The 16,605-nt window shown below is 62.1% G+C and carries 20 protein-coding genes; 11 read left to right on the top strand and 9 right to left on the bottom strand.

Going from position 1 to position 16,605, the window contains the following annotated elements; genetic code table 11:
• From A3722_RS05185 to folK, 4 genes are all read right to left on the bottom strand, one after another.
• On the bottom strand, positions 1-647 hold a 647-nt coding region (locus A3722_RS05185; protein WP_067915971.1), incomplete at its 3' end, for a DUF2062 domain-containing protein.
• 37 nt (positions 648-684) lie between these two features.
• Positions 685-2,835 carry a RelA/SpoT family protein gene (locus A3722_RS05190; protein WP_067627699.1) on the bottom strand — a complete coding sequence of 717 codons (2,151 nt, stop codon included), beginning with the start codon at positions 2,833-2,835 and terminating at the stop codon, positions 685-687.
• A gap of 36 nt (positions 2,836-2,871) precedes the next feature.
• Entirely contained in the window at positions 2,872-3,225 is a 354-nt protein-coding gene (gene rpoZ, locus A3722_RS05195) for a DNA-directed RNA polymerase subunit omega (RefSeq protein ID WP_067264606.1), read from the bottom strand.
• A gap of 73 nt (positions 3,226-3,298) precedes the next feature.
• Positions 3,299-3,907: a 2-amino-4-hydroxy-6-hydroxymethyldihydropteridine diphosphokinase gene (gene folK / locus A3722_RS05200; protein WP_236627349.1), complete on the bottom strand. Its 609-nt coding sequence runs from the start codon at positions 3,905-3,907 to the stop codon at positions 3,299-3,301.
• Between the two features lie 123 nt (positions 3,908-4,030).
• Between folK and A3722_RS05205 the strand changes: the two genes are divergently transcribed.
• The 5 genes from A3722_RS05205 (at position 4,031) to A3722_RS05225 (ending at position 7,727) form a co-directional block, all read left to right on the top strand.
• Positions 4,031-4,585, top strand: a complete 555-nt coding sequence (locus tag A3722_RS05205) for a LabA-like NYN domain-containing protein (protein WP_067627693.1) — start codon at positions 4,031-4,033, stop codon at positions 4,583-4,585.
• A 253-nt stretch (positions 4,586-4,838) separates the two neighbouring features.
• On the top strand, positions 4,839-5,576 hold the full coding sequence (locus A3722_RS05210) for a helix-turn-helix transcriptional regulator (protein WP_067627690.1): 738 nt from the start codon (positions 4,839-4,841) through the stop codon (positions 5,574-5,576).
• A gap of 60 nt (positions 5,577-5,636) precedes the next feature.
• The gene (gene ispH / locus A3722_RS05215) at positions 5,637-6,587 is read left to right on the top strand and encodes a 4-hydroxy-3-methylbut-2-enyl diphosphate reductase (protein WP_067627687.1); all 951 of its coding nucleotides are present in this window, start codon (positions 5,637-5,639) and stop codon (positions 6,585-6,587) included.
• A gap of 55 nt (positions 6,588-6,642) precedes the next feature.
• Entirely contained in the window at positions 6,643-7,107 is a 465-nt protein-coding gene (rnhA, locus tag A3722_RS05220; protein ID WP_067627684.1) for a ribonuclease HI, read from the top strand.
• Positions 7,104-7,727, top strand: coding sequence for a trimeric intracellular cation channel family protein (locus A3722_RS05225; RefSeq protein WP_067627681.1), 624 nt, complete (start codon positions 7,104-7,106; stop codon positions 7,725-7,727). Before rnhA ends, A3722_RS05225 begins: the two co-directional genes overlap by 4 nt.
• Positions 7,728-7,737: 10 nt before the next feature.
• Here the strand turns inward: A3722_RS05225 and fmt are convergent, their stop codons facing one another.
• From fmt to def (A3722_RS05245), 4 genes are read right to left on the bottom strand one after another with little or no spacing between them, the layout of a single operon-like run.
• Positions 7,738-8,646 (bottom strand): methionyl-tRNA formyltransferase, encoded by a 909-nt coding sequence (gene fmt / locus A3722_RS05230; RefSeq protein ID WP_067627678.1) that lies wholly within the window; start codon positions 8,644-8,646, stop codon positions 7,738-7,740.
• Between the two features lie 37 nt (positions 8,647-8,683).
• Positions 8,684-9,181 (bottom strand): peptide deformylase, encoded by a 498-nt coding sequence (def, locus tag A3722_RS05235; protein ID WP_067627673.1) that lies wholly within the window; start codon positions 9,179-9,181, stop codon positions 8,684-8,686.
• Positions 9,178-9,675: a peptide deformylase gene (gene def / locus A3722_RS05240; RefSeq protein ID WP_067627671.1), complete on the bottom strand. Its 498-nt coding sequence runs from the start codon at positions 9,673-9,675 to the stop codon at positions 9,178-9,180. The genes def (A3722_RS05235) and def (A3722_RS05240) overlap by 4 nt, the downstream gene beginning before the upstream one ends.
• Positions 9,672-10,190, bottom strand: coding sequence for a peptide deformylase (gene def / locus A3722_RS05245; RefSeq protein ID WP_067627668.1), 519 nt, complete (start codon positions 10,188-10,190; stop codon positions 9,672-9,674). The genes def (A3722_RS05240) and def (A3722_RS05245) overlap by 4 nt, the downstream gene beginning before the upstream one ends.
• Before the next feature lie 96 nt (positions 10,191-10,286).
• Here def (A3722_RS05245) and A3722_RS05250 point away from each other — a divergent pair, with 96 nt between their 5' ends.
• Positions 10,287-11,456, top strand: coding sequence for a MalY/PatB family protein (locus tag A3722_RS05250; RefSeq protein WP_067627665.1), 1,170 nt, complete (start codon positions 10,287-10,289; stop codon positions 11,454-11,456).
• Positions 11,457-11,498: 42 nt separating this feature from the next.
• Here A3722_RS05250 and A3722_RS05255 read toward each other — a convergent pair whose 3' ends face one another.
• Positions 11,499-11,855, bottom strand: coding sequence for a hypothetical protein (locus A3722_RS05255; RefSeq protein WP_067627663.1), 357 nt, complete (start codon positions 11,853-11,855; stop codon positions 11,499-11,501).
• A 173-nt stretch (positions 11,856-12,028) separates the two neighbouring features.
• Here A3722_RS05255 and A3722_RS05260 point away from each other — a divergent pair, with 173 nt between their 5' ends.
• From A3722_RS05260 to A3722_RS05280, 5 genes are all read left to right on the top strand, one after another.
• The gene (locus tag A3722_RS05260) at positions 12,029-13,003 is read left to right on the top strand and encodes a glutathione S-transferase family protein (protein ID WP_067627651.1); all 975 of its coding nucleotides are present in this window, start codon (positions 12,029-12,031) and stop codon (positions 13,001-13,003) included.
• Between the two features lie 90 nt (positions 13,004-13,093).
• Complete coding sequence (cobD, locus tag A3722_RS05265; protein ID WP_067627649.1) at positions 13,094-14,041, top strand: threonine-phosphate decarboxylase CobD; 948 nt, start codon at positions 13,094-13,096, stop codon at positions 14,039-14,041.
• Positions 14,038-14,946: an adenosylcobinamide-phosphate synthase CbiB gene (gene cbiB, locus A3722_RS05270; protein ID WP_067627644.1), complete on the top strand. Its 909-nt coding sequence runs from the start codon at positions 14,038-14,040 to the stop codon at positions 14,944-14,946. Before cobD ends, cbiB begins: the two co-directional genes overlap by 4 nt.
• Before the next feature lie 14 nt (positions 14,947-14,960).
• Positions 14,961-16,139, top strand: a complete 1,179-nt coding sequence (locus tag A3722_RS05275; RefSeq protein WP_067627642.1) for a lytic murein transglycosylase — start codon at positions 14,961-14,963, stop codon at positions 16,137-16,139.
• A gap of 13 nt (positions 16,140-16,152) precedes the next feature.
• On the top strand, positions 16,153-16,569 hold the full coding sequence (locus tag A3722_RS05280; protein WP_067627639.1) for a rhodanese-like domain-containing protein: 417 nt from the start codon (positions 16,153-16,155) through the stop codon (positions 16,567-16,569).
• Positions 16,570-16,605 lie beyond the last annotated feature (36 nt).

Consider the following 16,605-nt stretch of genomic DNA (forward strand, 5'->3'; position numbering starts at 1 on the left):
TGGCGCTTGGCCTCGGCCTTTTGCGCCGCCTTATGCTTGAGCGCCTCGAACTTGGCTTTGATCATCCCGCGCCGCCGCTTTTGGTAAGCCCGCAGCACCGGTACCGAGATATAATAGGCGATAGAGGCGCAGATCATTCCCGGCAGGATGCCCCCGATCAGATAGGGGTAGAAGACCTGATGGAAAAAGGCGGTCAGCCCCGTCCAATCCATCTGGCTATCGGTAAAAATCGCGACAAAGTTCTCTTGCAGATCGCGGCCCGCATCCAGAAACTTCCCCCCGAAGGAGCGATGCTCTTTCGGAGCCACGGGCGCGCCAAGGATCCAATGCCCGGTCTGCAGAGCCGCGATGCCGATGGGGACATAGGTCAGCGGGTTACCAAAAAAGGTCGCCATAAGGGCGGCAAGGATATTGGCCCGCATCACCCGCCCGATCAGTGCCGCCACGATGAAGTGCAGACCATAGAAGGGCGTGAAGGTGGTAAAGACCCCGGCCCAGATGCCGCGCGCGATACGCTCGGGGCTGTCAGGCAGCCGCCGCATCCGGTGTTTGACGTAGTGAAACGCACGTGTCCAACCACCCCGCGGCCACAGAAACTCGGCCAGCGCGCGCAGGGTCGGTTTCGGATCGCGGCGTTTGAAAATCAAGTCTCAGGTCCAGTATCGGCGTTTCGTCTGCGCGGGGTCAGTCGGTCTTTTCGACAGTCTTTCCCATGCTCATATTGCGGTGCCTGCTGACATCGGCGACTTCACTTTCGGCTTCGATCGTGGACATCAACGAATGCAGGTGACTTACGTCTCTGAGATCCACATAGACCACCAACCGGTAAAAGTCAGGCTTGCGCTCCACAAACTCCAAATCAGAGATATTGGCCGAGGCTTCGCCGATCAAGGTGCAGACCCGCCCCAGTACGCCCGCGCCGTTGCCGATGGTGATGTCCAACGCGCAGGTATAGACCGCCGGGTGGCTGCCATCGTGCCAGCGCAGATCCAGCCAACGCTCGGGCTGGTCTTCGTATTCCGACAGGCGGTCGCAGTCGATTGAGTGGACGGTCACGCCCTTGCCACGGAAGGTGATGCCGACGATCCGCTCACCGGGCAGCGGCGTGCAGCAGGGCGCGCGGTCAAAGCTCTGGCCCGGCTCCAGCCCCACGACGGCGCGGCGCACGTCGATCTGCTCGCCCTTTTGCGGGGCAAGGTCAGGATAGACGCATTCCACCACTTCGCGGCCTGTGAGTTCGGAACTGCCAAGCCGGGCGAGCACCTCATCGGGGCCGTTGAGCCGCATGTTCTTGGCGACGGTATGCAGCACCTTATCGGTGGCCTTCTTGCCGACCTGCGCGAAGGCCGAGCGCGCCAATTCGCGGCCCAGTTTGATAAAGCGCTCGCGGTCGACCTCCCGCAGGGACCGCCGGATTGCCGACTTGGCCTTGCCGGTGGTGGCGATATCAAGCCATGTGACCTGCGGTGTTTGCCCCTGCGCGGTGGTGATCTCAATCGACTGGCCGTTTTTGATCCGCGTCCAGAGCGGCACACGCATCCCGTCGACTTTGGCCCCAACGCAAGCGTTGCCGATCCGGGTGTGGATCGCATAGGCGAAATCAATCGGCGTCGCCCCGCGCGGCAGTTTCACCACATCGCCTTTGGGCGTGAAGCAGAAGACCTGATCCGCGTACATCTCAAGCTTCACCGCTTCGAGGAAATCCTCGTGGTCGGTCTCGGCGTCGAACTGCTCGGTCAGCTGGCTGATCCATTTGGCGGGATCGACGGCAAAGGGGTTTCGGCTGCGCACACCGTCGCGGTAGGACCAATGCGCGGCGACGCCGGTCTCGGCCACGTCATGCATCTGCCGGGTGCGGATCTGCACTTCCACCCGCTTGCCATCGCGGCCCGAGACGGTGGTATGGATCGAGCGGTAGCCGTTGGTCTTGGGCTGGCTGATGTAATCCTTGAACCGCCCCGGCACCGCCCGCCAGCGGCGATGGATCGCGCCGAGTGTGCGGTAGCAATCCTCGTCAGAGGCGGTGATCACGCGAAAGCCGTAAATGTCGGACAGACGGGAGAAGCTTTGCTCCTTCTCCTCCATCTTGCGCCAGATCGAATAGGGCTTCTTGGCCCGGCCAAAAACCTCGGCGTCGATATCCGCTTTTTCCAACTCCACCCGCATGTCGCCGGTGATCCGCTGGATCACGTCGCCGGTGTCGCGTTGCAGGGTGATAAAGCGGCGAATGATCGAGGCGCGCGCCTCGGGGTTGAGCACGCGGAAGGCGAGGTCTTCCAACTCTTCGCGCATCCACTGCATGCCCATGCGCCCCGCCAGCGGCGCGTAGATGTCCATCGTCTCCCGCGCCTTTTTGACCTGCTTGTCCGGGCGCATGGATTTGATCGTGCGCATGTTGTGCAGACGGTCGGCGAGCTTAACAAGGATGACGCGCAGGTCCTTGGACATCGCCATAAAGAGCTTGCGGAAATTCTCGGCCTGCTTGGTCTCGGTCGAGTTGAGCTGAAGGTTGGTCAGCTTGGTGACACCATCGACCAATTCCGCCACTTCGCCGCCAAAGAGGCTCTGCACCTCGGCATAAGACGCTTTGGTGTCTTCGATGGTGTCGTGCAAAAGGGCGGTGATGATCGTCGCATCGTCAAGCTGCTGTTCCGTGAGGATCGCAGCGACAGCGACGGGGTGGGTGAAATAGGGTTCACCGGAATGGCGAAACTGCCCCTCATGCATCCGCGCCCCGTAGTCAAAAGCGGCGCGGATCAGGGGTTCGTTGGTACGCGGATTGTAGCCTTGAACAAGAGCGATCAGGTCATCGGCAGTGATGTCGGCGCTGTTCATGCCATCTGCCTCATAGCCCCGGCCGGGGCGCGGGGGTTAGCCCTGCCCCTGTGCGGCCATCAACTGGCGCAGCAACATTTCTTCGGACATGCTGTCTTCTTCGGGCTTGTCCTCTTCGGCACCCATCAAAAGCGCCATGGCGTCTTCTTCGGGTTCGTCGACTTCGATCTGGCTCTGGTTGCTTTCGATCAGACGCTCGCGCAGGTCATCAGCCGACTGTGTTTCTTCGGCGATTTCGCGCAGGGACACGACGGGGTTCTTGTCGTTATCGCGGTCAACGGTCAGCTGCGATCCGGCAGAGATCTCACGGGCGCGATGCGCGGCCAGCATAACGAGTTCGAAACGGTTCGGAACCTTATCCACACAATCTTCGACGGTGACGCGGGCCATGAAGCCTCCAATATCTCATTTGCTGCCAGAAGTGCGGTATTTAGGCCGCCTCGGGCAGATTTACAAGCCGTTATTACAGGCGCCGCACCTCGGCACGATCCCGCTCAGGCAGAGCCTCAAGCAAGGTGCGCACCGGTTTCCCAAGCAGCGGATGCACCCAATCGGGGGCCACATCGGCCAAGGGCACCAGCACAAAAGCGCGGTCTTGCAGGCGCGGATGCGGCAGGATCAACTGCTCTGGCGTGCGGCCAATCTGCGCCTCAAGCGGCAAATCACGCCACATCTTGTGGGTGTTACGGTCTGGCAACACGATATCATCACAGGCCAGCAAATCCAAATCCAATGTGCGCTGGCCCCAACGCTGCACCCGCTCCCGACCCAACTGTGCCTCGATCCGATGCAGGACGCCAAGCGCTTTGGCCGGATCCCAAGGTGCCTCCAGACGTGCTGCAGCATTCACATAATCGGGCCCCGCTCCTGCGGGAAAAGCCGGAGTATGATAGAATGCACTGGTCGCGCGAATCACCGCGCCGGAGGTTTGCAACAGCTTCAAAGCCGACTTCAGGGTTTCCTGCGGCGCACCGACAGAAGAGCCGAGGTTCCCGCCAAGCGCGATCAGGAGACTATACTTTCGTATAGGCTCTCTACTGCTTAATTCCATACCCACGGGGTCTTGCGACATCGTTAAAAAGCCTTAGTTATGCACCCTGATGTGGGGGCATCGCCAGAGGTCACGGATTTATTAATCCGTGGCGATTACAGTTCAAACCGGGAATACGGCGAAGCCTGCCGAAAGGATAGATTAATGTTCTACAAAGATGAGCGGTTGGCGCTTTTTATAGATGGCTCCAACCTCTATGCCGCGGCAAAGACGCTGGGCTTCGACATCGACTACAAGCTGCTGCGGCAAGAGTTCATGCGCCGCGGCAAGCTGCTGCGCGCCTTCTACTATACCGCACTTTTGGAGAACGATGAATATTCACCCATCCGCCCGCTTGTTGACTGGCTGAACTACAACGGCTTTTCCATGGTCACCAAACCGGCCAAGGAATACACCGACAGCATGGGCCGGCGCAAAGTCAAAGGCGACATGGACATCGAACTGGCCGTTGATGCGATGGAACTGGCACCGCGTGTCGACCATATCGTGATCTTTTCCGGCGACGGCGATTTCCGCCCGCTGGTCGAAAGCCTGCAACGCCAAGGCGTGCGCGTTTCTGTCGTGTCGACGATTCGCAGCCAGCCGCCGATGATCTCTGACGATCTGCGTCGCCAAGCCGACAACTTTATCGAGCTTGACGATCTGCGTGATGTCATTGGCCGTCCGCCGCGCGATCCGATCTCGACCTCGCAAGACTAAGCGCAAACCGCCTTATTTCCGCCCAAAACCATGTTGCTAGCCGCAGCAGTGGCTTTCTTGTGCCTGCCTCCGAGGGGGCAGGCAGACGAATAACAGACCAGTGACAATGGCGTCACTGGCCTGTGAAATTTCTAAAATACCCCAGGGAAGATACAATACAGCACATGAACCCATGCGTTCCCCTTGATCCCACAGTACCCGTTCCCGTAGGAGTAGACGACCCCCCGAAAAAGGGGGGTTAAAGTGAGGGACGATGCTTTTCGATGATGCGGCGCGGCTGGAAAAGCTACAGGATGTCGGCAGGCTCTGGGACGGCATTGTAGAGGCGCTGCGACAGATCGGTTTCACCCACGCCATTCACATCAGCGTCGGGGCAGATTTCAAAGATGCCCAGTTTTTATCCACCATCCCCGACCTTTACGATGATCTCCCCCCCGAGGATGACCCCTTTCTCCACCATTCGTGCACCAGCTATGAAGTCCTGACAATCGGTCAGGCCTTCGTGCACCTTTACCCCGATGTTACCCCCTCTGAGCATTCGCTGATCGCACGCGCAGGACGGGAAGGTTTGCACGCCGCCTTTGCGGTGCCCATGCGGCTGAAAGGATCAGAACGTTTCGGTGGCTTCATCATCGGCAATTGGATGGAAGCCGATGACTTTGTACGGAGCTTTAGCGACGTGGCCGAGGATCTTCGCCTCTTTTGCCTGCTGATGCACCGCCGCATCGAAGACCTGACCGGCACCGCCCCGTTGCCCCTGCCCGAGACCCCATCGGCCTTTGGCAAACTCAGCCCGCGCGAAGCCGAAGTGGTGAACCTGCTGGCCCATGGCTACACCCGCCAGCAAACCGCGCATCGCTGCAACCTCTCGATCCACACCGTCTCGGACTATGCGAAATCGGGCTACCGCAAATTGGGCATCCGCAACCGGGCGCAGGCCGCCGCCCTCGTTCACGGCACCGCGGGCGAGGCTGCGCCCAAGAAAGGCTGACGGGCTGGACGAAGCGCGCCCAAGCCCTTACCTCTGCGCCAAGCCGTTCGGAGACTTCGCATGACCAACACGCCCCTGACCCTCTACCTCGCCGCGCCGCGCGGATTCTGCGCGGGCGTGGACCGGGCGATCAAGATCGTCGAAATGGCGCTCGAGAAATGGGGCGCCCCAGTCTATGTGCGCCATGAGATCGTACACAATAAATTCGTCGTCGACGGGCTGCGCGACAAGGGCGCGGTCTTTGTCGAGGAACTCTCCGAATGCCCCGACGACCGTCCGGTGATCTTTTCCGCCCATGGCGTGCCGAAATCCGTGCCCTCGGCGGCGCAGGCGCGCAATATGATCTATGTCGATGCCACCTGCCCACTGGTCTCCAAGGTCCATATCGAGGCGCAGCGCCATGCCGATGCAGGCCTGCAGATCATCATGATCGGCCACGCAGGCCACCCCGAAACGGTCGGCACCATGGGCCAATTGCCCGATGGCGATGTGCTGCTGGTCGAAACGCCCGACGATGTGGCCGGTGTCGCCGTGCGTGATGAGGCGCAGCTGGCCTATGTCACCCAGACCACGCTCAGCGTCGATGACACCGCCGATATCGTCGCAGCCCTTCAGGCGCGGTTCCCAGCCATCATCGGCCCGCATAAAGAAGACATCTGCTACGCCACCACCAACCGTCAGGAAGCCGTCAAAGCCATGGCGCCCAAATGCGACGCGATGCTGGTGGTCGGCGCGCCAAATTCGTCGAACTCTAAACGTCTGGTCGAAGTCGGCGCCCGCGCGGGCTGCGCCTATGCGCAACTGGTGCAACGCGCTGATGACATCGATTGGCGCGCGCTTGATGGGATCGGCAGCATCGGTATCACGGCGGGCGCATCGGCCCCCGAAGTGCTGATCAACGAAGTGATCGACGCCTTCAAATCGCGCTATGACGTGACCACCGAACTGGTCGAAACCGCGCAGGAAAACGTTGAGTTCAAGGTGCCCCGCGTCTTGCGCCAACCCGCCTGATTGACCGCCACGCGCCAGCCGCCTAAACCGCGTTGAAACCGCGACGGGAGCCGACATGCCAGACCTTTACGCCTACACAGACGGAGCCTGCTCAGGCAATCCCGGCCCCGGCGGCTGGGGCGTGCTGATGCGCGCGATGGACGGTGACAAGATCGTTAAGGAACGCGAGTTGAAGGGCGGCGAGGCGCAAACCACCAACAACCGCATGGAACTGATGGCCGCGATCTCGGCGCTGGAATCGCTCAGCCGTACGACAGAAATCACTATCGTAACCGACAGCAACTACGTCAAAAACGGCATTACAGGCTGGATCTTCGGCTGGAAGAAAAACGGCTGGAAAAATGCCGCCAAGAAGCCCGTCAAAAACGCCGAGCTTTGGCAGCGGCTGGATGCGGCGAACGCGCGGCATAATGTGACGTGGAAATGGGTCAAGGGCCACGCCGGCCACCCCGAAAACGAACGCGCCGATGAACTGGCCCGCGCTGGCATGGCCCCCTTCAAACCGGGCGGCAAGAAGTGACCCTGCTGGCCCTGCTGGACTATGCCGCCGTGCTGGTCTTTGCCATCACCGGCGCGCTGGTCGCCAGCCGTGCGCAACTCGATATCGTGGGCTTTGCCTTTATCGCCTGCCTGACCGCCGTGGGCGGCGGCACGATCCGTGACCTCCTGCTCGACCGCAACCCGATCTTTTGGATAGAAACGCCCAGTATGCTCGGCGTGGCCATCGTGGCGGCGCTGGTGGTGTTTTTCACCGCGCACCTTCTGGAAAGCCGCTTTCGCACGTTGATCTGGCTCGACAGTCTGGCACTGGCCGTTGCCGTCGCGGCGGGGGTCGGTGTGGCGATGTCCCAAGAGCAATCCGCGCCGATCATCATCGTCATGGGCATGATCACCGGCTGTATGGGCGGGCTGATGCGCGATGTGGTGGTGGGCCAATTGCCACTGGTGCTGACGCAAGGCGAACTCTACGCCACGGCGGCTCTGTCTGGCGCTGCGGTGGCGGTGCTGCTGTCGCCCTATTTCGACGGGAGGCTCTATCCGCTGCTGGCCTGTGCCGTGACGACTTGGGTGCTTCGGGCCGGATCGCTGTATTTCGGCTGGCACTTGCCAGTCTACAAAAGCACCCCGCCGAAAAGCTGACGCCTCAGCCTTAGCCCAAGCGCCGCCCCACCGCGATTTGTGCGCCGCGCTGAAACACATCCGCGTCCTGTGCTCCCTTGCCCGCGCGCTGCAAGCGCGTTAGTCGCACGGCACCCTCGCCGCAGGCAATACGCAGATCATCCGACAAGACCTCACCCGCAGCACCTGTGCCTTCATCCAGCACCGATCCCAGCACTTTGACCCTTTGTCCGTCAATCTCGAACCACGCCCCGGGAAAGGGTGAAAGGCCACGGATCATACGATCCACCTCAACCGCGGGGCGGGTCCAGTCGATCTTGGCCTCGGCCTTGTCGATCTTGGCGGCATAGGTGACGCCTTCTTCGGGTTGGGGCTGCGGGGTAAGCTGCAACAATTGCGACAGCGCCTTGTTGATCGCCACCGCGCCCATGGCGCTCAGACGGTCGTGCAGTTCCGCTGTGGTCTCCGCCGCACCGATCTCGGTCTCTTCGCAGAGCAGCACCGGCCCGGTGTCCAACCCCGCTTCCATCTGCATGATACAAACGCCGGTCTTTTCATCGCCCGCCATGATCGCACGGTGGATAGGGGCCGCCCCGCGCCAGCGCGGCAGCAGGCTCGCGTGGATGTTCAGGCAGCCCTGTTTCGGCGCATCCAGAATGACCTGCGGGAGGATCAGACCGTAAGCCACGACCACCGCCGCGTCAGCGTCGAGTTCAGAGAATTCTTCTTGCGGCTCGGGATGTTTAAGCGATGCCGGATGCCGCACCAGCAGGCCAATCTCTTCGGCGCGTTGCTGCACCGGGCTGGGGCGGGGTTTCTTGCCCCGGCCCGCAGGGCGTGGTGGCTGGCAATAGACGGCGCAGATGTCATGCCCGGCCTGCACCAGCGCATCGAGGATCGGCACTGAGAAATCGGGCGTGCCCATGAAGATCAGTCGCATCTGTTAACTCCTGCCGGACAGCGCCTTGGGGGAGCCGTCAGCCGTTCTGTTTGCGTGCCTTGCGCAACAGCATGTCACGCTTGGTTTTGCTGAGGTTGTCGAAATACATCTTGCCCGCCAGATGGTCGATCTGGTGTTGCACGCTGACGGCCTCAAGCCCGACGAAATCACGCTCAACCTCGGCACCCGTCTCGTCAAGGAACCGCACCTTCACGCCGCGGGGGCGGCGGATCACGGCACTGAAACCGGGCAGGTTCGGGCTGGCTTCCTCATAAGGGTGCAGCACGGCAGAGGCGTCTATAATCACCGGGTTTGCCAGCCGGATGCGCTTGTTGCGCGCCTCGGAGGCATCGACGACGGCGACTTGCAACATCACCCCGATCTGCGGCGCGGCAAGGCCGACGCCCGGCATCGCGTCCATCGTCTCGATCATGTCGTCCCAAAGGGTGCGGATTTCATCCGTCACCGCCTCAATCGGCGCGGCGGGGCTGCGCAGGCGTTTGTCGGGCCATGCAACGTAGCGGCGTAGGGTCATTGTGCGTTGAACTCCGCAATCTTAGCCGCGCGGGTCTCCGCGTCGAGGTGATCGAAGGTCACCACACCGTCAAGGTGATCCATCTCATGCTGCGCGATCAGCGCGGCGGCACCCTCAAGGCTTTGCACATAGCGGCCACCGTTCAGCCCGGTCCAAACCATCTGCACCTGCGACGGGCGCGAGATGTCGGTGCTGATGCCCGGAATGCTTAGGCAGCCTTCGGTATTGGTCACGCGCTCTTCGCCGATCTCTTGAAACATCGGGTTGATGCAGACCAGCGGGTCGGACTTATCCTCTTTCCAGCCCGCATCCATCACGAAAATCCGCAGCATCGCGCCGACCTGCGGCCCGGCAAGGCCCCGCCCCGGCGCGGCATACATCGTCTCCAACATATCGGCGGCCAGCGTTTCGATCTCTGGCGTGATCTCTTCGATCGGCGCGCAGGTCTCGGCCAGTCGCGGATCGGGCCAGCGAAGTACCTCCTGCACGCTCATCCGCGTGCCAACTCGCGCTTCAGTTTCACCATCTTGCGGGTGATCATCTGGCGCTTCAACGGTTTGAGGTAATCGATGAACAGTTTCCCATCAAGGTGGTCGATCTCATGCTGCACACAGGTCGCCCAGAGGCCGTCAAACGCCTCCTGCTGCTCTTTGCCGTCACGGTCGAGCCAGCGGACCTCAACCTCAGCCGGGCGGGTCACATCGGCGTATTGCTCAGGAATGCTCAGGCAGCCTTCTTCATAGGTGCTGAGGTCATCCGAAGAAGCCACGATCTCAGGGTTGAACATCAACAGCGGGCGCGGCGCTTCGCCCTCTTCCTTGACGCAATCGAGCACGATGACACGGCTCAGCACGCCGATCTGCGGCGCGGCAAGGCCGATGCCCGGCGCATCATACATGGTGGTCAACATATCATCGCCCAGCACGCGCAGCTCGTCGCTGAGGTCGGCGACAGGGGCTGCGGCTTTCTTGAGCCGTGGATCGGGGTGCAAAAGGATCGGGCGTTTCATCCCGCTCATTTAGGCCATGCCCGGGCATCGCGCAACCGGGGGCTTGCAGCGCCTGTGGCAGCCGTTAGCTTGGCCGCAATATCAGGAGAGACCAGCATGAGCTTTGACGACATCATCGACCGGCGCGGCACCCATTGTTCGAAATGGGACAAGATGGAAGCGATCTATGGCGTGCCTGCAGACACGGGCATCGCCATGTGGGTGGCCGACATGGATTTCCGCCCCCCGCAGGTGGTGCAGGACGCGCTTCAGGCCCAGATCGACCACGGGGTGCACGGGTATTTCGGCGACGACAGCGAATACCTTGCCGCGATCCAATGGTGGATGGAAAACCGTCACGGCTGGAAGGTCGACGCCGATGCGATCTTTACCACCCACGGTCTGGTGAACGGCACCGCGATGTGCGTCGATGCCTTCACCCAGCCCGGTGATGGCGTGGTGCTGTTCACCCCGGTCTATCACGCCTTCGCCCGCGTGATTAACGCCGCCGAGCGGCGCGTGGTGGAATGCCCGCTGACCAATGCCTCGGGCCGCTACGAGATGGATTTCGACGCCTATGACGCCCTGATGACCGGGGATGAGAAAATGGTGATCCTCTGCTCGCCGCATAACCCCGGCGGGCGCGTCTGGAGCCGCGAGGAACTGCAAGGCGTGGCCGATTTCGCCAAGCGGCACGATCTGGTGCTGGTCTCGGATGAAATCCACCACGATCTGGTGATGCCGGGGCACAAGCACATCCCCATGGCGCATATCGGCGGAATCGAAGACCGTCTGGTGATGATGACCGCCACGACCAAGACTTTCAACATCGCCGGCGGCCATACCGGGAACGTCATCATTCACGACCCCAAGCTGCGCCAACGCTTCGCCCAGCGCATGGCGGCTTTGGGCGTCTCGGCGAACTCCTTCGGGCTGATCATGGCAACGGCGGCCTATTCCCCCGAGGGGGCCGCTTGGGTGGATGAACTGACCGCCTATCTGGACGGAAACCGGCAGCTCTTCGATGACGCGGTGAACGCGATTCCGGGGCTACGCTCGATGCCGCTGGAATCGACCTATCTGGCTTGGGTGGACTTTTCGGGCACCGGGATGGACCCGGGGGAGTTTCAGAAACGTGTCGAGAAAAGCGCCGCCATCGCAGCCAACCACGGCGCCACCTTCGGCACGGGGGGCGAAAGCTTCATGCGTTTCAACCTCGCCACCCCGCGCGCGCGGGTCGAGGAAGCTTGCGACCGGCTCGTAAAAGCTTTCAGCGATCTACAATAATCGGAAAATGGCGCGGCGGGACTGGCCCGCCGTGCCGCCCTTTCAGGCGCGGCCATCTTCGATCAGCCCCAGTGGCGCATCGGCGGGACGCTCGAAATCAAGCGGCGGACGGTCTGCCACGGCGGTCGCGCGTTTGAACTCATAACGCATTTCGCCCGCTTCTTCCTCGCTCGCCACGATCAAACATTGGAACAGATGCAGGCTGCCATCATAAAGATCGACCAGCCCGCGCAGCTTGGGCGCATCTGCCGCATCGATGGAAAAACCGGTCTTCCACATACGCAGCACCCGGTAGACATCACCGCCCACCTCAAGCCGCAGGCGAGACCCTTTGCGCAGGCTTTCCATGCGCGCGGCATCTAGCCCCGCTTGTATTTCCTTGGTCAGAAATTCTTCCATGATCTTCCCCCCGCTGATGCCTTCTAAGCTGGGCTAAAACGTAGGAAATTCAAGTTAAGAATTGATGACGTTTCGGCAGCCTGCGCCAGCGCAGGGCGGCTGCGCGCCCATGAAGATGTGCAGTCCGCGCGTCCTGCCCTAGATATACCCTCAAATGCGCAAAGGAGAACAAGATGGGCCTTTTGGTTGACGGAAAATGGCAAGACAAATGGTATGACACCAAATCCTCAGGCGGCAAGTTTGAGCGCGCCGCAGCGAAGTTTCGCAACTGGGTAACCGCCGATGGCAGCGCCGGCCCCAGCGGCGACGGCGGGTTCAAAGCAGAATCGGGGCGCTATCACCTCTATGTCAGCTATGCCTGCCCATGGGCACATCGCGCGCTGATCTTCCGCCAGTTGAAGGGCTTGGAGGATCACATCGGCGTGTCGGTCGTACACCCCGACATGTTGGGCGAAGGCTGGACCTTTGACACGGATTTCCCCGGCGCCACTGGCGATACCCTCTTTGGCCTGCCCTATGCCCGCGACATCTATACCCGTGCCGATCCCAATTTCACGGGCCGCGTCACCGTGCCGATCCTCTGGGACAAAGAGCGCGAGACCATCGTCAGCAACGAGAGCGCCGAGATCATCCGCATGTTCAACAGCGCCTTTGATGAGCTGACCGGCAACAGCGATGACTACGACCCCGCCCCCCTCCACGACCGCATCGAAGAGGTGAACGCCCGCGTCTATGACACGCTCAACAACGGCGTCTACAAAGCCGGTTTCGCCACCACGCAGGAGGCCTATGACGCTGCCGTGCATCCGCTCTTTGACACATTGGATTGGATCGAAGACATCCTGTCACAGAATCGCTACCTCGCGGGCGACAAGATGACCGAGGCCGACTGGCGGCTTTTCACCACACTGGTGCGCTTCGACAAGGTCTATCACCTGCACTTCAAGTGTAACCGCAACCGGATCGTCGATTACCCGAACATCTGGGCCTATACGCGCGAACTCTATCAGGTGCCGGGCGTGGCCGAGACGGTGAACTTCGACCATATCGTGCGGCACTACCACTACAGCCACGACACGATTAACCCGCATCGGATCATCCCGATCAACCCGGTGCTGGATTTCGACGCGCCGCACGGGCGCGGCTGATCCCTCCTCCCCCTGCCTGCCTTGCGGAAGGCGCTTGATCGCGCAGCGCTTTTGCGCTTTCACCGCAGCAAGAACGGCAGGGGGACGAGGATGCAACAGCCAGATCAGCGCGACCACGGCGGCGGTGTCGATGCGGCAGCGGCGCGTTTCGGCGGGCAGCGGGCGGAGTGGATCGACCTGTCGACCGGGATCAATCCGCAGCCCTATCCGATCCCCGCCCTGCCTGCTGAGGCGTGGAACGCGCTTCCCGATGCCGCAGCGCAAACCGCGCTTGTGGAGGCCGCCCGCGCCTTCTGGAAGGTGCCACCGGATGCTGCGCTGCTAACCGTGCCGGGCGCATCCTCGGCCATTGCGCGCATCCCGGCGCTCGCCCCGAAAGGCCGCGTGCGCATCCCCGGCCCGACCTACAATGAACATGCCGCAAGCTTTGCCGAGAGCGGCTGGCAGGTGGTCGAAGAGGGCAACACCGATGCCGCCGTCCATGTGCACCCCAACAACCCCGACGGGCGGCTTTGGCAAGCGTCAGAGACCCCCGCCCCCCTCAGCATTATCGACGAGAGCTTTTGCGACATCACGCCTGACGCCACCCTCATGGCGCAGGCCACGACACCCGGCACGCTGATCCTCAAAAGCTTTGGCAAGTTCTGGGGGCTGGCCGGGCTGCGGCTGGGTTTTGTCATCGGCGATCCGGCTTTGGTGGCACGGCTTGGCCAGATGCTCGGCCCTTGGCCGGTAAGCGGCCCGGCTTTGCATATCGGCGCGGCGGCTTTGCGGGATGGCGCTTGGGCCGAAGCGATGCGGGCCCGGTTGGCGACTGACGCCACCCGTCTCGACACAATGATGACCGAAGCGGGGGCGCAGATCTTCGGCGGCACCCCGCTTTTCCGGCTTTATGAGGTCGACAACGCGCTAGCTTGGCAGGAACGCCTCGCCCAGCATCACATCTGGACCCGCGTCTTCCCCTATAACCCACGCTGGCTGCGCCTTGGCCTGCCGCCCGCCGACGGTTGGGCACGGCTGGAGCAGGCGCTGGCATGAGCACGGCCGCGATCCTCGTGCTGGCCATGCTGCTCGACGCGGCTCTTGGAGAACCGGCATGGCTCTGGCGGCGCTTGCCGCATCCGGCGGTGCTGATGGGGCGATTGATCGGCTGGGGGGATCGTCGGTTGAACCACGGCCATTCGCGGCGTGCCAAGGGCGTGGCGCTGCTGCTGGCGCTGATGATCGGGATGGCGTGCCTTGGCTGGGTGCTGAGCCTTCTTGGCCCACTGGCCGAGATCATCATCGCCGCCATTCTGCTGGCGCAACGCTCCCTCGTCGAACACCTCCGCGCTGTGGCTGATGGGCTTCGCCAATCGCTGCCCGCAGGCCGCCGCGCGGTGGCGATGATCGTCAGCCGCGACACTGCCGAGATGCCCCCAGACGCCGTGGCACGCTCGGCCATCGAAAGCGGCGCGGAAAACCTTAGCGACGGCATCATCGCCCCTGCCTTTTGGTTCTTGCTGGGTGGGCTGCCGGGGTTGCTGGTCTATAAGATCGTCAACACCGCCGACAGTATGATCGGCTACCGCACCCCGCGCTACGCCGATTTTGGCTGGGCCGCGGCGCGGATGGATGACCTGCTGAACCTCGCCCCCGCACGGCTCACCGCGCTGCTGATCGCCCTGCCCAGCGGGGTGCTGCACCACTGGCGCGACATCAAGGCCGACGCGGCGCTGCACCGCTCGCCCAACGCCGGTTGGCCGGAAGCCGCCATGGCGCGGGCCATAGGTGTGGCCCTCGCCGGTCCGCGCAGCTATGATGGGCAGGTGCAGCAGTTTCCTTGGGTGCACGGCGCGGGGGCGCGCGTCATCGGACCTCAGGAGATCGATGCGGCCATCACCCGCCTCTGGCAGGCATGGTTGGTGATGTGGGCAATCGCCCTAGTTCTGGCCTGTCTGTGACCAAAAGGATACCTATGCGCCCCTATTTCCTAGCCGCCGCCCTTGCGGCTCTCACCCTTCCCGCCACCGCCTTTGCGCAAACGGCCTGTGGCGGTGATTTCTCCAGCTTCATCGCGGATGCCAAATCTGAGGCCGTGGCCAATGGGGCTGACCCTGCCACCGCCGATCGGTTTTTTGCTGGCCTGCGCCAAGACCCCGCCGTGCTGCGCGCGGATCAGGCGCAAGGGGTGTTCCAAAAACCCTTCATCGAATTTTCGCGGCACCTGATCTCCAACGACCGGATCAACCGAGGCCGTGCCAATGGCGAAAAATACGACGCGGTCTTTGACCGGGTTGAATCCGAGTATGGCGTCAGCCGTGGCGTGCTACTGGCCTTCTGGGCGTTTGAGACGGATTACGGCGCGATCCAAGGCGACTTTAACACTGCCAACGCGCTGGCCACGCTGGCGCATGACTGCCGCCGCCCCGAGTTGTTCCGCCCACAGCTTTTCGCGGCATTGGAGCTTTTCGAGCGCGGTGAATTCGACCCCGCCACCACCACCGGCGCTTGGGCGGGTGAGATCGGCATGGTGCAAATGCTGCCGCGCGACATCATCGAAAACGGCGTGGACGGCGACGGCGATGGCGAAGTCTCGCTGAAAACCTCTGCCCCTGATGCGCTGCTGTCGGGCGCCAAAATGCTACAAAGCCTCGGCTGGCGGGCGGGTGAGCCTTGGCTGGCCGAAGTCACCCTCCCGCAAGACTTCGACTGGTCGCAAAGCGGGCTGGAGACCACCAAATCCGTTAGCGAATGGCAAGCGATGGGCGTGTCCCCCCGCAACGGGCCGCTGGCCGAGGGGCTGACCGCCTCGGTCCTGCTGCCACAAGGGCGCGGCGGGCCAGCCTTCATCGCCTACCCGAATTTTAGGGTCTATTTCGAATGGAACCAAAGCTTTACCTACGTCATGACCGCCGCCTATTTCGCCACACGGCTGGAAGGCGCACAGGTTTTCGACGCAGGCAATCCGCAACCGGGGCTTAGCGGCGACGCGATGAAAACGCTGCAACGCAAACTGCAAGCCAAGGGCTATGATGTGGGCGATGTAGATGGCATCCTCGGCTCCGGCACCCGTGCCGCCGTCCGCGCGGAACAGGCCCGTCTCGGCCTCCCCGTCGATGGCTGGCCCACGCCAGCACTGCTGAACCAACTGTAAGGAGAAGACCCCGATGGCCCTCAAGAAAACCGCCGCCCAAATGGTCTCTGAGGCCCGTGCCCGGATCGAAGAGATCGACAGCATTGAGGCCATCGCCATGCTGGACGACAAAAATTTGCAATTTGTCGACCTGCGTGATCCCCGCGAACGCGAGCGTACCGGGTTCATCCCCGGTGCGTTCCACTGCCCACGCGGCATGTTGGAGTTTTGGGTCGACCCCGACAGCCCCTACTTCAAAGAGGTCTTTGCCCAAGACAAGAAATTCGTCTTTCACTGCGCCTCGGGCTGGCGCTCGGCCATCTCGGTCGCGACACTGCAAGACATGGGCTTTGACGCGGCGCACCTAAAGGACGGTTTTGGCGGTTGGGAAAAAGCAGGCGGCCCAAAAGAGGGCGGCCCAGAAGCAGGCGGAAAGGCTGAGAAGGCCTGACCCGCAGGCTTTGATCTGGCCTCTCCTACGCAAAGC

The sequence above is a fragment of the Sulfitobacter sp. HI0027 genome (assembly GCF_001634775.1).
In the GTDB taxonomy this organism is placed as follows: domain Bacteria; phylum Pseudomonadota; class Alphaproteobacteria; order Rhodobacterales; family Rhodobacteraceae; genus Sulfitobacter.